At 66.8% G+C, this 15,940-nt stretch carries 9 protein-coding genes and 3 pseudogenes; 7 read left to right on the top strand and 5 right to left on the bottom strand.

Annotated features, from left to right (window positions below):
• Positions 1–2 precede the first annotated feature (2 nt).
• From sdhA to ABTX60_RS04240, 3 genes are all read left to right on the top strand, one after another.
• Positions 3–1,757: a succinate dehydrogenase flavoprotein subunit gene (gene sdhA, locus ABTX60_RS04250; protein WP_352095538.1), complete on the top strand. Its 1,755-nt coding sequence runs from the start codon at positions 3–5 to the stop codon at positions 1,755–1,757.
• Positions 1,757–2,536 carry a succinate dehydrogenase iron-sulfur subunit gene (locus ABTX60_RS04245; protein ID WP_031107859.1) on the top strand — a complete coding sequence of 260 codons (780 nt, stop codon included), beginning with the start codon at positions 1,757–1,759 and terminating at the stop codon, positions 2,534–2,536. Before sdhA ends, ABTX60_RS04245 begins: the two co-directional genes overlap by 1 nt.
• Before the next feature lie 152 nt (positions 2,537–2,688).
• Positions 2,689–3,309 carry a Uma2 family endonuclease gene (locus ABTX60_RS04240; protein ID WP_352095537.1) on the top strand — a complete coding sequence of 207 codons (621 nt, stop codon included), beginning with the start codon at positions 2,689–2,691 and terminating at the stop codon, positions 3,307–3,309.
• Between the two features lie 147 nt (positions 3,310–3,456).
• Here the strand turns inward: ABTX60_RS04240 and ABTX60_RS04235 are convergent, their stop codons facing one another.
• The 3 genes from ABTX60_RS04235 to ABTX60_RS04230 form a co-directional block, all read right to left on the bottom strand.
• Positions 3,457–3,906 carry a DUF2750 domain-containing protein gene (locus tag ABTX60_RS04235; protein WP_352095797.1) on the bottom strand — a complete coding sequence of 150 codons (450 nt, stop codon included), beginning with the start codon at positions 3,904–3,906 and terminating at the stop codon, positions 3,457–3,459.
• Between the two features lie 194 nt (positions 3,907–4,100).
• Positions 4,101–4,391, bottom strand: coding sequence for a DUF6896 domain-containing protein (locus ABTX60_RS43190; protein WP_502992278.1), 291 nt, complete (start codon positions 4,389–4,391; stop codon positions 4,101–4,103).
• Positions 4,392–4,478: 87 nt separating this feature from the next.
• Entirely contained in the window at positions 4,479–4,652 is a 174-nt protein-coding gene (locus ABTX60_RS04230) for a hypothetical protein (protein ID WP_352095536.1), read from the bottom strand.
• Here ABTX60_RS04230 and ABTX60_RS43185 point away from each other — a divergent pair.
• From ABTX60_RS43185 to ABTX60_RS04210, 4 genes and pseudogenes are all read left to right on the top strand, one after another.
• Positions 4,641–4,859 (top strand): annotated as a pseudogene (locus ABTX60_RS43185) (site-specific integrase); the annotation flags it as partial. The gene ABTX60_RS04230 and the pseudogene ABTX60_RS43185 overlap by 12 nt on opposite strands.
• 307 nt (positions 4,860–5,166) lie before the next feature.
• A pseudogene (locus ABTX60_RS04220) lies at positions 5,167–6,130 on the top strand (replication initiator); the annotation flags it as partial.
• Positions 6,131–6,196: 66 nt separating this feature from the next.
• On the top strand, positions 6,197–6,346 hold the full coding sequence (locus tag ABTX60_RS04215; protein WP_352095535.1) for a helix-turn-helix domain-containing protein: 150 nt from the start codon (positions 6,197–6,199) through the stop codon (positions 6,344–6,346).
• A pseudogene (locus ABTX60_RS04210) lies at positions 6,346–7,655 on the top strand (tyrosine-type recombinase/integrase). The gene ABTX60_RS04215 and the pseudogene ABTX60_RS04210 overlap by 1 nt, the downstream one beginning before the upstream one ends.
• Before the next feature lie 116 nt (positions 7,656–7,771).
• On the opposite strand, the gene ABTX60_RS04205 reads toward ABTX60_RS04210, so the two are convergent.
• Complete coding sequence (locus ABTX60_RS04205) at positions 7,772–8,278, bottom strand: hypothetical protein (protein WP_352095534.1); 507 nt, start codon at positions 8,276–8,278, stop codon at positions 7,772–7,774.
• Positions 8,279–8,290: 12 nt separating this feature from the next.
• Complete coding sequence (locus tag ABTX60_RS04200; RefSeq protein WP_352095533.1) at positions 8,291–15,496, bottom strand: polymorphic toxin-type HINT domain-containing protein; 7,206 nt, start codon at positions 15,494–15,496, stop codon at positions 8,291–8,293.
• Positions 15,497–15,940 lie beyond the last annotated feature (444 nt).

Below are 15,940 nucleotides of genomic sequence, written 5' to 3'. Positions count from 1 at the left end.
TCATGAAGATCCACAAGTACGACACCGTCATCGTCGGCGCCGGTGGCGCGGGCATGCGCGCGGCCATCGAGTCCACGAAGCGCAGCCGCACCGCCGTGCTGACCAAGCTCTACCCCACCCGCTCCCACACGGGCGCGGCGCAGGGCGGCATGGCCGCCGCGCTCGCCAACGTGGAGGAGGACAACTGGGAGTGGCACACCTTCGACACGGTCAAGGGCGGTGACTACCTGGTCGACCAGGACGCCGCCGAGATCCTGGCGAAGGAGGCCATCGACTCGGTCCTCGACCTGGAGAAGATGGGCCTGCCGTTCAACCGCACCCCGAACGGCACGATCGACCAGCGCCGCTTCGGCGGTCACAGCCGCAACCACGGCGAGGCCCCGGTCCGCCGCTCCTGCTACGCGGCCGACCGCACCGGCCACATGATCCTCCAGACGCTGTACCAGAACTGCGTCAAGGAGGGCGTGGAGTTCTTCAACGAGTTCTACGTCCTGGACCAGCTGATCACCGAGGTCGACGGCGTCAAGAAGTCCGCCGGTGTGGTCGCCTACGAACTGGCGACCGGCGAGATCCACATCTTCCAGGCGAAGTCCGTGGTCTACGCGTCCGGCGGCTGCGGCAAGTTCTTCAAGGTGACGTCGAACGCGCACACCCTGACCGGTGACGGCCAGGCGGCGGTCTACCGCCGCGGTCTGCCGCTGGAGGACATGGAGTTCTTCCAGTTCCACCCGACCGGCATCTGGCGCATGGGCATCCTGCTGACGGAGGGCGCCCGCGGTGAGGGCGGCATCCTCCGCAACAAGGACGGCGAGCGCTTCATGGAGAAGTACGCGCCCGTCATGAAGGACCTCGCGTCCCGTGACGTCGTGTCCCGCTCCATCTACACGGAGATCCGGGAGGGCCGCGGCTGCGGTCCCGAGGGCGACCACGTCTACCTCGACCTCACCCACCTCCCGCCGGAGCAGCTGGACGCGAAGCTCCCGGACATCACGGAGTTCGCGCGCACCTACCTCGGCATCGAGCCCTACACGGACCCGATCCCGATCCAGCCCACCGCGCACTACGCCATGGGCGGCATCCCGACCAACGTCGAGGGTGAGGTCCTGGCGGACAACACCACGGTCGTCCCGGGCCTGTACGCGGCCGGCGAGGTCGCCTGCGTGTCCGTGCACGGCGCCAACCGCCTCGGCACGAACTCCCTGCTGGACATCAACGTCTTCGGCAAGCGCGCGGGCATCGCCGCCGCCGAGTACGCGCAGAAGGCGGAGTTCGTCGAGCTGCCGGAGAACCCGGCGGAGCTCGTGGTCGAGCAGGTGGAGCGGCTGCGCGACGCCACCGGCACCGAGCGGGTGGCGGAGCTGCGGCGTGAGCTGCAGGAGACCATGGACGCCAACGTCATGGTGTTCCGCACCGAGCAGACGATCAAAACGGCGGTCGAGAAGATCGCGGAGCTGCGTGAGCGCTACCGGAACGTCTCGATCCAGGACAAGGGCAAGCGGTTCAACACGGACCTGCTGGAGGCCATCGAGCTGGGCAACCTGCTCGACCTCGCCGAGGTGATGGCGGTCTCCGCGCTCGCCCGCAAGGAGTCCCGCGGCGGTCACTACCGCGAGGACTACCCGAACCGCGACGACGTCAACTTCATGCGGCACACCATGGCGTACCGCGAGGTCGGCGCCGACGGCTCCGAAACCGTCCGTCTCGACTACAAGCCGGTCGTCCAGACCCGCTACCAGCCGATGGAGCGTAAGTACTGATGGCTACCCCTGTTCTGGACAAGGAAGACGCGGCCGGCAAGCCCGAGCCCGGTTTCGCCGACTCCCCCTACATCACGGTCACCTTCCGCATCCGCCGGTTCAACCCGGAGGTCGCGGCGGAGGCGGTCTGGGAAGACTTCCAGGTGGAGATCGACCCCAAGGAGCGTGTCCTCGACGCCCTCCACAAGATCAAGTGGGACCTGGACGGCACTCTCACCTTCCGCCGTTCCTGCGCGCACGGGATCTGCGGCTCGGACGCGATGCGGATCAACGGCAAGAACCGTCTGGCCTGCAAGACGCTGATCAAGGACATCAACCCCGAGAAGCCGATCACGGTCGAGGCCATCAAGGGCCTCACGGTCCTGAAGGACCTCGTGGTCGACATGGAGCCGTTCTTCCAGGCGTACCGCGACGTCATGCCCTTCCTCATCACGAAGGACACGAACGAGCCGACGCGTGAGCGTTTCCAGACGGCCGAGGACCGCGAGCGCTTCGACGACACGACGAAGTGCATCCTCTGCGCGGCCTGCACCACGTCGTGCCCGGTCTTCTGGAACGACGGCCAGTACTTCGGCCCGGCCGCCATCGTCAACGCGCACCGCTTCATCTTCGACTCGCGTGACGAGGCCGGCGAGCAGCGCCTGGAGATCCTGAACGACCGCGACGGCGTGTGGCGCTGCCGCACGACCTTCAACTGCACGGACGCCTGCCCGCGCGGCATCGAGGTCACGAAGGCGATCGCCGAGGTGAAGCGTGCGCTGATCACGCGCCGCTTCTGAGATCGACCGCTTGCGCTTGAGGGCCCTGTTTCCGCTGGAGACGGGGCCCTTTGGCATATGCCACACCTTCGGGTGAAGACGATCGGAACGGACCTGTCGGCCGGGCTCGGCCTACGATGATGCTCTCGACACCAGTTCCCAGGAGGCACCTGATGTCCGCAGCTTCCGTCGAGCAGCCCTTCGAGCACGAAGAGCCGGTCACTCTCACGACCATCGCCGACGAGATCATGGAGCGCCATCCGGGCTACCGCGTCGAGATCATCGGAGGCCATCTCCTCGTGACCCCGTCCCCGGATGCACCTCATGCCCGTGCCCTGACCAAACTCATGCGCCCGTTCATCGCAGCGGGATTGGACGACGACGAGACCGAGGTTCTCCAAAAGGTCGGACTCTGGCTCCCCACCGGCGCCGAGGACTACGCCATCCCCGACCTCGTGGTGGTGGACGCCGACATCGACGACCACCTCGTGGAGAACAACGCCTACGACCCGGCCTGCTTCCGTCTCGTCCTGGAAGTCACGTCCGGGAACTGGAAAGACGACCTCAAGACGAAGGTCGCCGCCTACGCCGAGGCGAAGGTCCCGGTCTACGTCATCGTGGACCGCAAGCACCAGCGCCTCCACGTCCTGACCGACCCGGTGGGAAGCGGCTACGAGAAGCACCGCCCGCACGCCCCCGGCGAGCTCGTCGCCCTCCCCGACTCCATCGGCGCGAAGGTGACCCTCGACGTGGCCGAGATCCTCAGGGCGGGCCGCCCGAAGACAAACGACTGAGCCGAAGGACCCGTAACCGGCCAGATCCATGCCTGTTCCGGCCGACGCTCGTAGCCACCCTTTCCGTGCCGCTCCCGGTACCCCCCATTGCCTCGGCAAGTAATGCGGCAACGGCCATGAACTCGGCAGGCCACCCAGGGCACGAACTTAACGGTCGTATGGTGGTTCACCAAGCGCGTGAGTAAGACGATTAACCACTTCATTGACAGTAAAGTCCCATCCGGTCAGATGCTGTCCACTCCAATTAATCCCTACCCGGAAGTCATCCTTGGCTAGATCCGGCAAAGCCGCGTTTCGCCAATGTTCTAGCGGCATTGAAACAGCACGACATTGGGGACCCCATACCTGAGCGGCGCGCTGCGCGCGCGCCTCCGAGGACCAATAGGGGAATGCAGGTCGCCCAGAACTTGAGACCGGCGTCGGACTACCGTCGCCATCACGAACCCACCAAATGGTACGAGTCTGAACGATCTCGCGGAAGAAGGCCGCCGCTTGCGCCCCACTCGTGCTCACTTGAATCCTCCTAGATCGTCCGGATTTGAGCAGCACGCTCGAGCGCGGCACCACGGGCGTGGGCACTGCGCCCGTCCGCAGCATTAGCATCCGGGCAAGAGCCCAATCGACTCCCTCGGCAACGCCCTTGCCCCGACCGACGATGACCTCGACGAGCCATCTGCCGCAGCCACCGTCCGCTGACGTTGCCGTCAGCGTTGTCGTCAACGCACCACGAGGGCCCCCTCTCCGAGGAATACGGGAGAGGGGACCTCGACAGTCGCAATTCAGCAACAGTGTTACGCGACTATTGAAGACCATCCGCTGCCCGGCTCCGCCAACCGCCCCTGAGAAACCAAAGATCTACAGGCTTCAGCGATTCCTTCAAGGCTTCCTGAATGCTCACCTGCGACGCTCATGGAAAAGCGCCTGATCCGCCAGGGGTCAAAGACCTCCAGTCTCTCCTCAAAGAAATCGACGTCAACTTCAGCACCGTCGACCTCAACGAAAAGACACCCAGAACCATGGAAGTTACATTCAAGACTTTCATAGATTATTCCGGTCTTTTCCATGGCTCGCGACCGATACAGGCGGAGGAGGCCCCTCGCGCCCCGGGTGGCAGCGCTGAACAGCGCCGCACACGCGGGACAGGGCCTTCAAGTACGCCTCGACTTCCCTCAAGGCTCACCTGTCATCGATACGCCGGCTTCCTGTACTTGTCCACTAGGATATCTGGCCCAGATTTCAGAGTCCGGAAGGATCCGATACGGCACGTCGATGCCTGCACGTTTGGCGGCAGCAAACCGGCGGTGACCATCAAGCACATAAAGGTCGTCGCCGATCTTCGCCACCGAGATCGGATCGCCCTGCTAGCCATTTTCCAACAGGGCGTCGACCTCGTCATCATCAAGGGAACTGCTCGGCCACACCCACATCGGCGTCCCCGCAGGCGTCTATGCCCACGTCAGCCTTGGCCTCCAACGCCAAGCCATCGACTGCCTCAACAACGTCCTGAACGGCACCGAGGACGCCCTGACGATCCACCTGCCGCAGCACTGTCCGCCGACGTTGCCGGGACCCACCCCTTCCTCTACCAAATCGACTTTTTCGAATCTGGCTACTGCAGGAGCACGCGCATTCGCCGCACGATATCAGCCGCCTTCAACCGAACCTGGTCATCGTTCAGCAGGTCAGGCATACCGATGCCAGCTGGTCCCACGTGTGGCGAACGGTGACGGTCGCGGGCCCCGGCGGCGTGTCGACCGTGGCGGTGGTCGGCTCGGTCCGGGTGATCGGGGCGACGGGAGAACACAGCACGAGCAGCGCTCCTGACCGGCGTGGGCGGCGAAGGTGGCGAAGACCTGGCCCCTGAATCCGGAGACGTACGCCTACGCGGGCGCAGTCCTGTTCAACGCCCACGCCTCCGCCCTGTGGGCCCGCTTCACCACCTACCTGCGCCGCGAGACCGCCGCCCGACTCGGCATGACCCAGAAAGCGGCCCACGCCGTGCTTCGTGTCTCTTTTGCCAAGGTCGCCGAGTACCAGCAGCGCGGCCTGGTCCACTTCCACGCCGTCATCCGCCTCGATGGCCCGGACGGCACCAGTCAGCCCGCACCGCCGTACGCCACCATCACCGTGCTCACCGACGCCGTACGCGCCGCCGCCGCACGGGTCCGCGTCACAATCGAGTCGGACGCGATCGAGGAACGCGAACTCGCCTGGGGCGAACAACTCGACGTACGCGAGATCACGGCCTTCGGCACCGACGCCGAATTCACCGACCAGGCCGTGGCCGCCTACGTGGCGAAGTACGCCACCAAGTCCGCCGACGCCTCCGGCACCCTCGACCGCGCCCTGTTCTGCCGCCCCTGCCAGGGACGGGACGCCACCCTCCTGCCCCACGAGGCCCCGCTCCCCTGCACCGCCTGCGACGGCACCGGACAGGCCCGGCCCCTGCCCCGCCTCGCCATCGCGCGCCACGTGCGGCAGATGATCCGCACCTGCTGGGAGCTGGGCAAGCTGCCCCGAGTTCAAAGGCCCCAAGCTCTGGAAGTGGGCGCACATCCTCGGCTTCTGAGGCCACTTCTCCACCAAGTCCCGCAGCTACTCCACCACCCTCGGCGCACTGCGTGCCGCCCGCCGCGCCTGGCGCACCGAACAGACCCGCGCCCACGCCGGCCTGCCCGAGCACCACCCGGACAGCACCCTCGTCATCGGCCACTGGGCCTACCTCAGCTCGGGCTATAGCCCCGGCGCCGCGCTCCTGGCTGCCGCCGTCTGGCACCGCAGGGAGCTGGAACGCCGGTTCATCGCCGAAGGGGGCTGCTGATGGCCTCGCCCCCGCCCACCGCCGGAGACAGAGCCAGCACTGGACCTGCTGACGGTGCCCCAGGTCATGGCCCGCCTCCAACTCGGCCGCTCCGCCGTCTACGACCTGCTCCGCACCCGCCAGCTCGCCTCGATCACCCCCGGCCGCGCCCGCCGCATCCCCGCCCACGCGCTGACCGACTTCATCCGCACCCGCCTCGACCAGGAAGCTGCCTGATGGCCACGCCTCGCGACACTCCCGCCTCCCGCCGAACCCGCGCCAACGGCGACGGCACCGTCTACCAGCGCAAGGACAGCCGCTGGGAAGCCGCCGGATACGTCCTCGCCCCTGGCAACACCCGCCGCCGCGTCCGCGTCTACGGCACGACGCGCAAGGAAGCCCTGGCCAAGCTCACCGAGAAGATCGCCACCAGCAACCGCGGCCTCCCCGTGCCCTCCGCACAGGGCAGCGTCGGCGCGTACCTGACGTACTGGCTCGATGCCGTTGCCGTCCACCACCTCCGCGAGAACACCCACACCCGCTACACCGCCTGCGTCAACCGGTACCTCGTCCCCGGCCTGGGCAAGAAGAAGCTCGCCAAGCTCTCTGCAAAGGACGTTCGCACCTGGCTCAACCAGCTCCGCACCACCTGCCAGTGCTGCGCGCGCGGCATCGATGCGGGGCGTGATGAGCCCCGTTGCTGCGCCGTCGGAACGTGCTGCTCCAAGCGGCTCTCTCCGCTGACGCTGACCTACATCCACTCCGTACTCAAGTCCGCACTCGAAGACGCCGTGCGCGAGGAGGAGATCCCTCGCAACGTGGCCCGTAACGTCCGCACCGGCACACCTCGACCCCGACGCTTCGAACCCCTTACCGCCGACGAAGCCCGCCAGTTCCTCACAGCCGCGCGCGGGCACCGGCTCCATGCCCTGTTCGAACTGGCGCTCCACACCGGACTCCGCAAAGGCGAACTCCTTGGCCTCCGCTGGGCAGACCTCGACGTCGACCGGGGCACGGCTGCCGTCCGCCGCACCTTGCAGCGCACGAGCACAGGCGGACTCACCACGTTGCCCACCAAGACCCAAGCCTCCGAGCGCCACATCGCCCTCCCCGCCCGCTGCCTCCAGTCGCTGAAGCACCACCACGAACAGCAGCAGCGCGAGCGTGAGGCCGCAGGCACCACGTGGCAGCACAACGGGCACGTGTTCACCACTTCCCAGGGCAGACCGATCGACCCGACCAACCTCACCCGCACCTTCACCACGCTCCTCCGCAAGGCCGGCCTCCGCCGCATCCGCTTCCACGACCTCCGCCACTCCACCGCCACACTGCTCCTGGAACAGGGCGTCGAACTCGTCGTGATCAAGGAACTCCTCGGCCACGCCCCCACATCGGCGTCACCGCCACCGTCTACGCCCACGTCCGGCTCCGCCTTCAGCGCGACGCCATCGACACCCTCAGCACCGCCCTTGATTGTCCTGTCAGCGACGAGTCGACCCGCGACGACGGCGACGACCCGCCGCTGTGCGGAGCCACCGTCCACTGACGTTGCCGTCAACTACTGCCGTCACCCACCGCAGAAGCCCCGCCAGGACACACCTGACGGGGCTTCAATTTTGCTGCTGCTATCCAGCGCGAGGGTTGCGGGATCGGGTAGCGAGGCTACACCTCACCCTCCAGCCAACGATCGAATGGTGCGACCTCCGACAGTTCGGAATTGATCGCCTTCAACCCTCCGGCGAAGTCTTCGGCCAATTTCGAGAGCATCGCGACTAGCCCACTCTGCGCAATGGTCTCGCGCTCTGGATTCGGAACCCACTTGGTCCGCGAATCGCAGTGAATCATCACGAGATCCCCGCTTGGACGGAAGGTCAAAGTCCTCTCGATACCCTGCGAGTAGAGATCCACCTCGACTTCGCGACGGTCGCGCACACCCGCCAGAAGCGACGGGAGCTGCTCCATGAAGGCAGACAAGTCATACGCGACATCGAGCGGCCACTCATCACTCCCGAAGCCGCCAATGTGAAACCTGCTGCCTCCAGCATCAGAGAGGGCGCTACACGCCTCCATGACCAGGGTTTCGTAACCGTCACCCGCCTCCAGACTCGCTGAAGCAGGAGCCACAGCACGAGACGGCACGGCCGGATTGAACGACACAGAGAAGCTCATCTCTCCAGCCTCCTAGTTCGGACCAATGATCGGGAATCCCGTCTTGTACAGCCCATTTGGACTCGGGACGACGGTAGCCGCCCGCGCTTGAACGATACTCCCATCCGGCATAATCACCTGCCCCAACCCGTCCGGAATGCGCACCGACCGGGGCCCCGCTCCTTCGACATGGAGCCCCTTCAAGAACTCCGCAGCGGCGTCATTATCCAGCCACTGACCTTGCTGATTCCCGGTGCCGCGAGCGCGATCGGTCAGAGCCTTCGTGTTCTTCGCTCCGGCGCCATGAGTCTTGAATGTATGACCCCACGTTTTCACGCTGTTGGCGGCCCAGTTCACGCATCCATTGCTGTTGTGAACCAGGACCGGCGTAGCCCCCGCCAGCACATAGTACGTATGCAGGTCCTCAACCGTCAGGTTGTACGTCCGGGCGTGCCTGGTGAACGGCCGGTTCCCCGTGACGATGACGGTGTCGCCGTCGTCGGTGAGGAGGGTCATGCCCGGCTTGAGGTCGCCCGCTTCGATCCAGTCCTGCTCGGAGGGGGACCAGAAGGGGTGCTCGTGGGTGGCGGTGAGGCGGTCAACGCCATTCTCGGTGGCGATGGACAGCTCGTTGAAGTGCTTGTCGGACTCGGTCCGGATGAGCCGGGTCACCTTCCGGGGGCCGGTCTCCCCTGTGGTGGGGTCGGTGGCCTGGACCATGTCGCCGACCGCGACATCTTCGATGTCCTTGGTGGTGCCGTCCGCCATGAGGACGTCGGTGCCGGCCAGGAAGCACTTACAGCCTGCGGCTGCTCCCTTGCCCGCTCTGCCTCCGGGGATGAAGGCATACGGGAAGGTTTCCCACCGCTTGCCCCGCTCATACGATTTGGCGTCGTCCAGACATTTCTCGAAGTTCTGGACGCAATAGTTGGCGGCTATGCGCTTGGCCTCTGCGACGTCGTCGCTCTTCAGGAGGAATCTGTACGCCAAGCGGCAGCCTTCCCGCCCGTAGCACACGTTGTTCGTGCCGCTTTCCTCGATGATGGGAGTTTGCCAATACGTTCCATCCGGGAAGCGGCCGTTCGGGCTGTAACCGTCGAAAAGGTCCAGCAGCCGCTGGCGATCGTTCGTGACCGGAGTGTGTGTTTCCACCCAACCGGGTCTTTGCTTACAGCTGTAGTAGCAGCCCCCGCGACCCGTGCCGCCCCTGGGGACGCCGGGACCGTTCGGGTTCTGCGGGCCCGTCGGACCACCGTCGCGGCGCGGCTCGCTGTGGCCCGTGCCGTCATCGATCCACAGCCCGGTGGGGTCGGAGTGCGAAACCGGACTGTTGTTGGCGTAGGCGTACCCGTTCATCTGGAGCGGGTCCGCTATGTCGATGACCGGGTCGGCTGAGAGGAAGCGGCCCGAGGTCTGGTCGTACTCGCGGGCGCCTATGTGTGTCAGGCCCGTGGCCGTGTCGTCGATGCCGACACCCAAGTAGCCGCGCTTGTTGGGCCACGTGGACGGCTTCGTGCCACGGGTCTCGCCGTACGGTTTGAACGCGCGGCGGGTGACCGGCTGGCCGGTCGTCAGGTCGACCGAGGTGTTGGCCGTGCCCAGGTGGTCGGCGAGCAGCGTGCTGATCTTGTGGCCTGTCGTCGAGCCGTTGGTCGTCGTGCGGACCACCGTAGGGGCGCCGGGCTGTGCGTAGGAGCGGGACGCACGGGTGATCGTGCCCGACGCGTTCGTCGTCACCTCGGCTGCGCCCAGGTAGAGCGTCGAACCGGACCCGGAATTCTCCAGCAGACGGTTGCCGTCGGCGTCGTAGACGTACGTCGTCTTCTTGCCGTCGTCCGTGATGGAGTCGAGCTTGTTCTCCGGCGTCCAGCCCAGGGTCTGCGTGGTGTTGTAGAGGTCTCGTGCTGTGGTGTTGCCCGTGGCGTCGTAGGTGTAGGCGCTGTCCTTGCCGGTGGGCGTGGAGCTGATCCACGTCATCGTGTGCGGCTGGGACTTGTACGACGTCGTGCCGCTGCCTGCGACCGTCTTGCCGTAGCCGTAGGAGTAGGTGACGTTCTTCGTCGCGTCGGCCGGATCGTGCTCCGTGAGCGTCGCGCGGTTGCCGAGCCAGTCGAAGGTGGTCGACTGGTGGTAGGCCGTCGTGCCCGTGGCCACCGTGTCCGGGGCCGGGGCTGCCGCGGCGAGTGTCGAGGCGAGGGAGTCGTCGGGGGATGAGCTGTCCGATTCCGTGTCCGCGGCGTCGGCGACCGGGCCCGAGGATGTCGCGTAGGTGGTGCGGTGGCCCCACGCGGTGCCGTTCGCCGACTTGCAGCCCGTGCCGCCGCCGGTCGGTTCGATCTTCGACGTCCAGGCGTGCGTCAGTTCGCCCATCACGTCGTAGGTGAAGCACTGGGTGTCCCAAGTGCTGCCTGTCGCCTCGCTGAGCTTGCGTGCGTTGGAGGTGATGGTGCCGGTCGCGTCGTAGGAGTAGTAGCTGTCCGTGATGCGGTGCGGGCCCGCCGTCTCCCGGTCCGCCACCGTGCGCTGGAGGCGGCCGGTGTGCGGGTCCACGAAGTTGGTGGTCCAGACGCGGTTCGGCTGTGCGCCCGAGACCGTGCGCAGCACCTCCCCGTAGGGCGAATAGGTGGCGTCGGCCGTGTACCACGTCAGGCCCGAGGTCGACTCGGGCATGCCGTCACCGTTGTAACGCGTGACGACCTTCTCCTTGGCCAGGCCGCCTACGGCCGGCAGGGTGACCGACTGGGCCTTGCCCGTCGGGGTGTAGGTGTACGCGTAGGGGTAGGTTCCGGCGACTCCCGTGGTCATCGAGTTGGCGGGGATGACCGTTTCGCTGCCGGTGACGCGATATTCGGAGTCGTAGCCCGTGACGCGGTTGACGTAGTCACCGCTGTCGGTGTGCCGCTTGGACGATGCGGCTTGGCCGATACCTCCGGGGGCTTCGTCGTAGGTGTACTCCTTGACCGGGGTGGCGCCTGCCGATCCCTGCCGGACGTATCTGGGCCGTCCGAGGACGTCGTACTCGGTGAAGGTCTCCTGGCCGCGCGCGTTCCGGACGCGGTTCGGCCGGTCCGCCGCGTCGTACCAGGTGTCCGTGGTCCCCGTGTCGGGGTCGGTGGCGGAGGTCACCCGGCCACGGGCGTCGTAGGTGTACGACCAGACGTTGCCGGCCGGGTCCGTGACCTTGTCGCGGTTGCCTCGGGCGTCGTAGCCGTACGTGGTGGTGCGGCCCGCGGTCGCGCTGGAGGCGTCCTGGGTGAAGTGCCTGACGGATGTGGTCCGGCCGAGGGCGTCGAAGTAGGTGCGTGTGCGAGGAGCCGTGGAACCGGGCGGGTTCACCGTCTTGCTGATGGCGTCGTAGAAGGTGAAGGTCGCGTATTTGTAGCCGCCGCCCTGGTACACGGAGGCTCGGGCCTCGCGCTCCAGGCCGTCGTAGCGGTACTGGGTCCAGGACGGGATAAGCGACGTGGACCTGGGCCTGAAGAGCGCCGTGTCCGGTTCCCCCTTGGCCAGGTAGGCGCCGGTCTTCTCGGCGACCAGGCCGTGGTCGTTGTACTTGGTGTCGACGATGATCCGGCCGGGGCCGTGGGCCTCGACCTGCTTCTGGACCTCGCGCGCCAGCCCGTCGTAGAGGGTGACGTCCTGGCTGTAGGAGCCGTCGTCCTTGAGGGTTCCCACCGTCACTGCGGCAGGCTTGTTCGCGCTGGCTGTGGCGGTTGCCGGTTGATACGAGACGAGGACGTTCGGCGACTTGCCACCAGAGGCGCGGGAGGCCGTCCAGCCCTTCACGAGACGGCCGAGCGCGTCGTACTCGCTGCGTGTCGTGCGGCCGTTGGCGTCGGTGACCGTCAGCGGAAGGTTTCGGCCGGGGTCGTATGTCGTGGTGACGGTGTGACCCTTGGCGTTGATCGTCTTTGTCGTGGTGACCGGGCCACCGGTCTCCGGCGTGTATTTCGTCTCCGAGGTGCCCGCGCCGGGCTTGGTGACCGTACGGACGCGCCCGAGGTCGTCGTACGTGGTGTCGGTGGCGACCGAGTAGGAGGTGCCCGTACCGTCGGTCTCGGCCACGGTGGTGGGCGAGCCCTTGGTCGGCGTTGCCCCGTAGGCCAGCTTGTCGTAGCCGTACTGCCGGGCCGACTTCAGCTGGGTCGCGGGATCGGCGGAGGCGTACCCGGCGCAGGACGTGCCGGTGGTGCGCTGCTCCTTGGGAAGGCCGATGAGCCAGGCGGTGGTGTTGTGCACGTAGGCGGTCTTGGTGCAGGTCTGATCCGAGAAGGTCTCGGCTGAGCCGCTCGGTTTCACGACGGCTGTCTCCACCTGGACGGGCAGGCCGTAGGTGTCGTCCGGCGTCGTGAGCGTGCGTACGGCGCGCCAACTGGAGCCGACCGTCTGGATCTCGTCCGACCGCTTCGTGCCCGTGCGGTGCGCGAGCAGGGAATCGGCGGTCGTCCCGTCCTCGTTCTCGCGGGAGCGGGACGCGGTTTCCTTCGACCAGGGGTAGTTCAGCGTGCGCGTGAGGACCTCGCCGCCCGAGTCGGAATAGGTGATGGCCTCGGCGGTCATGCCGGCGTACTGGGGAGCATCGTCCGCGAGGAGGGTGTAGGTGTTCCTGGAGTCCTTGACCGCTCCCCCTGTGCCGAGGAAGTACCGAGTCACCGACCGCGACTGGGATTGCGGCACGCCTGGCTCGGAAGTGAGTTTGCTGCCCTTGGTGACCGTGACCTGCCTGTGTCCCCGCCAGTCGCTGTACGTCCTCAGAGCGGGACGCGTGAACTCGTCGTCGCTCTTGGCCCACGCCGGGCCCGAGTAGGAGTACATCGTGACGGTCGGTTTGCTGTGCGAGGTGACCTTGTCGGTCTCGGTCACGGACGCGACGACGTACTTGTTGAACCAGGATTTCGCCGGGGTCTTCTCGTCACCGTCGGGTGACCAGCGCACCGGGTAGCAGGTGCCGTTGTTCTCGCCCTTGTCCTCGGACGGTTCACTCGCGCACCCGCCGGTGTACTCGACCTCGATGTCGCCGCCCTGTTCGGTGGAGACCGTCCCGATGCGGGGGCGGGTGAAGGGGGGACGCTGGTCGCTTCTGCCGGTGAGCACCAGGTTGGGCAGCTGGCGGTCCTTGAGCCGAGCCGAAAGGGGCGACGAGGCTCCGACCTTGTAAGGGGCGAAACTGATGCCGCCCTCCGACTGGAGGGTGCCGGTGGTGTCGCCCGGGCCGTACCCGGTGCGGGTGATCGAGTTGAGCCAGAGGCCGGGTGAAGTGTCGTACCAGTCCTCCGGGAACGACTGGTGCAGGGTGTAGGTGTCCACCTTGCCGAGGCCGGTCTGTCCGGGGCGCGCGGCCTTCGTGGTCACCGTGTCCAGGCGGAGTTGCGTCCAGAACGAGGGGAACGGCGGACACAGCTTGGAGGTGGACTTGCAGTTGAGGTTGCCGGGGGTGTCCCACCAAGGCCGGTAGGCACCCGGGTCGTCCGTCTTGGCGAAGTTGGCCGCGTCGCACGCCGACTCGGATCTCAGGCACCGCTGCTTCACGCCGAAGGTCACAGTGGCCGACGGTGTGGTGAGGGTGTCCGGGCGCAGGCCGTACTCGATCGAGGCGGGGTAGGCGTAGCGGTCGTACTGTTCCGGCGACTTGAACTTCTTGCGAACCGCGTAGTGGTTGGTCTCCTGCTTCCAGTTGACGATCATCGTGTTGCCGTTGACGTCGACGATCTTGTCGAGGCCCCATCGCCATGCCTGCCGCTTGCCGGAGCCGCAGCGCGAGTCGGCGAAGGCGTCGGCGTGGCACGGCTCTCCGGGGTGGTTGCCGAAGACCGGCACGGTGGAGACCGAGGAGGTGTCGGCGTGGCCTCCGCCGACGCTGTTCTGGCCGTAGTGGTACTTGGTGCCGTCGGTCGTGGTGACGACCCAGTACTCGCCGTTGTCGTCGCCGTTGCCGCCGCCGACGCGGTGCTCGACCCGGGTGCCGTCGTCCTGCTGGGGACGGTAGATCTCCGTGTCCTTCTCCGGGTCACTGCCCGAGCCCGCGTCCCGCACCAGCTCCGTCGTCCGGCCGTTGAGCGACATCACCGCGTTGTAGGACACCCAGCACAGGTCGGACGTCTTGTCCTTCTTGGCGGTGTTGTTGGGCGTGCCGGCCCCGAGCGCCTTGCGGTCGTCCTGGCAGGAGCGGTAGCGGCGCTCGATGTGGCCCGGGTCGTAGGACCAGCCCTCACCGATCCAGGAGGCCTGGGGCGAGGACACCGCGGTACGCCCGTCCACGGTCTGCGAGTTGTAGTTGAAGGAGATCGTCGGTGCGGGGCCGGCCGGCGGGCTCGGCACGGTCAGCGGATAGGACCAGTTGAAGGCGCCGGAGGAGCCGCCCGCCTCCCACTTTCCGTCGGAGGCGAGCGGCGTCGCCTTGAAGGTGCCGCCACCGCTGTTGCCGGAGTCGACCACACCGACGACCGCGGTGCTTCCTGCGGCGGCCGCTGGAATCGCCGCGGAAGCCCGCTGGTAGGACGCCTGCATCACACCGGAGGAGCCGGTTCGGGACGAAGGGGCGGCAGCGGGTGTGACAGTCCCGTCGGCCGCCGGGTCGACGGTCGCGGTGAGGGACTTGGCCGCCGTGTCGTTGATCGTCTCCAGTTCCTCGTACGTCTGGCACGCCTCGTCGTCCGGCGTGGTCCAGTAGCAGTCGGGGAACGCGACGAAACGCAGACGGGACGCCCAGTCCGCGCCGTAGAGGTTCTTGAACTTGGCGTAGTCCAGCTTGACGGAGACGGGCACCGAGCCGCTGTCGGGAGCCTGAACCAGCAGGAGGGTGCCGTCCACTCCACGGGCGACCGCAGAGGACCTGTCCGGGATGGTGACCTGCCATGTGCCGGTCGGCGTCGGCTGGCCGGGGGCCTGACCGAGGCTGACGGGCAGCGCCCCCACCGGATCGAGGGCCGCCGGTTCGGCGGTGGCGGCGGCCGTTCGGGCCGACGTGGGCGTCGTCGTCGACCCGAAGGTGACCGTGCCTGTCTGGTTGGAAGGCGGATTGATCGTGCCCGTCGGGGCGGCGAGCAGATCCTCGGGTATGTCGGCCTTCAGCGTGCTGAGGTGCCGGCTGAACTCTCCGCCCGCAACCGGCTCGTCACGTTCGAGTTCCTCAAGCACCAGTGATTCGCGCCCGACTTCCTCCCTGGCCGGATCCGGGGGTAGGGCCAATGCCGGTGCGGGCAGCAGCCCCAGCAGCAGTGCGGCAGCGGTCACCGGCACGGCGGTTAGCGCCAGGCGAGGCTTGCGGGCATGCGAAAGTCGACCGAACACGGCGGGGCCCCCCGGACCACTGGAAGCGGGACCGGCGACGGACCACGCGTGACGACGTATCAGACAGCGGAAGATTCTGTGATCACGCTGTGAAGGAAAGCCAGAGATGACGCTCCGCTGTGATCATCATCACGGAAGGTAGCGGTTTGTTGCACGATGAATGCAGACCAAAGCGGAAAGAGCTTCACGATGGAACACTCGGCTCATATCCGAGTCTTGGCATGAACCAAGTCATTGCACAGCAATTGCTCGCACGCATGGCCCCGGTTTGAGCGCTTCGCGGCCTTTACGGGGAGCCGTTGACATGGCGTTCGCCGCACCGCGAGCCACCCCTCCTTCCCTTACGGGACACGGGGCCACGTTCCTCAATCCGGCCCCCGGAAATCTCCACAG

The sequence above is a fragment of the Streptomyces sp. NPDC126510 genome (assembly GCF_040302345.1).
Taxonomy (GTDB): Bacteria; Actinomycetota; Actinomycetes; order Streptomycetales; family Streptomycetaceae; genus Streptomyces.
Note: the sequence above shows the minus strand (reverse complement) of the source record. Positions and strands in the feature narration are given on the sequence as shown.

Excerpts from the sequence above, each read along its gene's own strand:
- sdhA (WP_352095538.1), top strand. The coding sequence starts at position 3 with ATGAAGATCCACAAGTACGACACCGTCATCGTCGGCGCCGGTGGCGCG.
- ABTX60_RS04245 (WP_031107859.1), top strand. The coding sequence starts at position 1,757 with ATGGCTACCCCTGTTCTGGACAAGGAAGACGCGGCCGGCAAGCCCGAG.
- ABTX60_RS04240 (WP_352095537.1), top strand. The coding sequence starts at position 2,689 with ATGTCCGCAGCTTCCGTCGAGCAGCCCTTCGAGCACGAAGAGCCGGTC.
- ABTX60_RS04235 (WP_352095797.1), bottom strand. The coding sequence starts at position 3,906 with ATGCTGCGGACGGGCGCAGTGCCCACGCCCGTGGTGCCGCGCTCGAGC.
- ABTX60_RS04215 (WP_352095535.1), top strand. The coding sequence starts at position 6,197 with ATGGCCCGCCTCCAACTCGGCCGCTCCGCCGTCTACGACCTGCTCCGC.
- ABTX60_RS04205 (WP_352095534.1), bottom strand. The coding sequence starts at position 8,278 with ATGAGCTTCTCTGTGTCGTTCAATCCGGCCGTGCCGTCTCGTGCTGTG.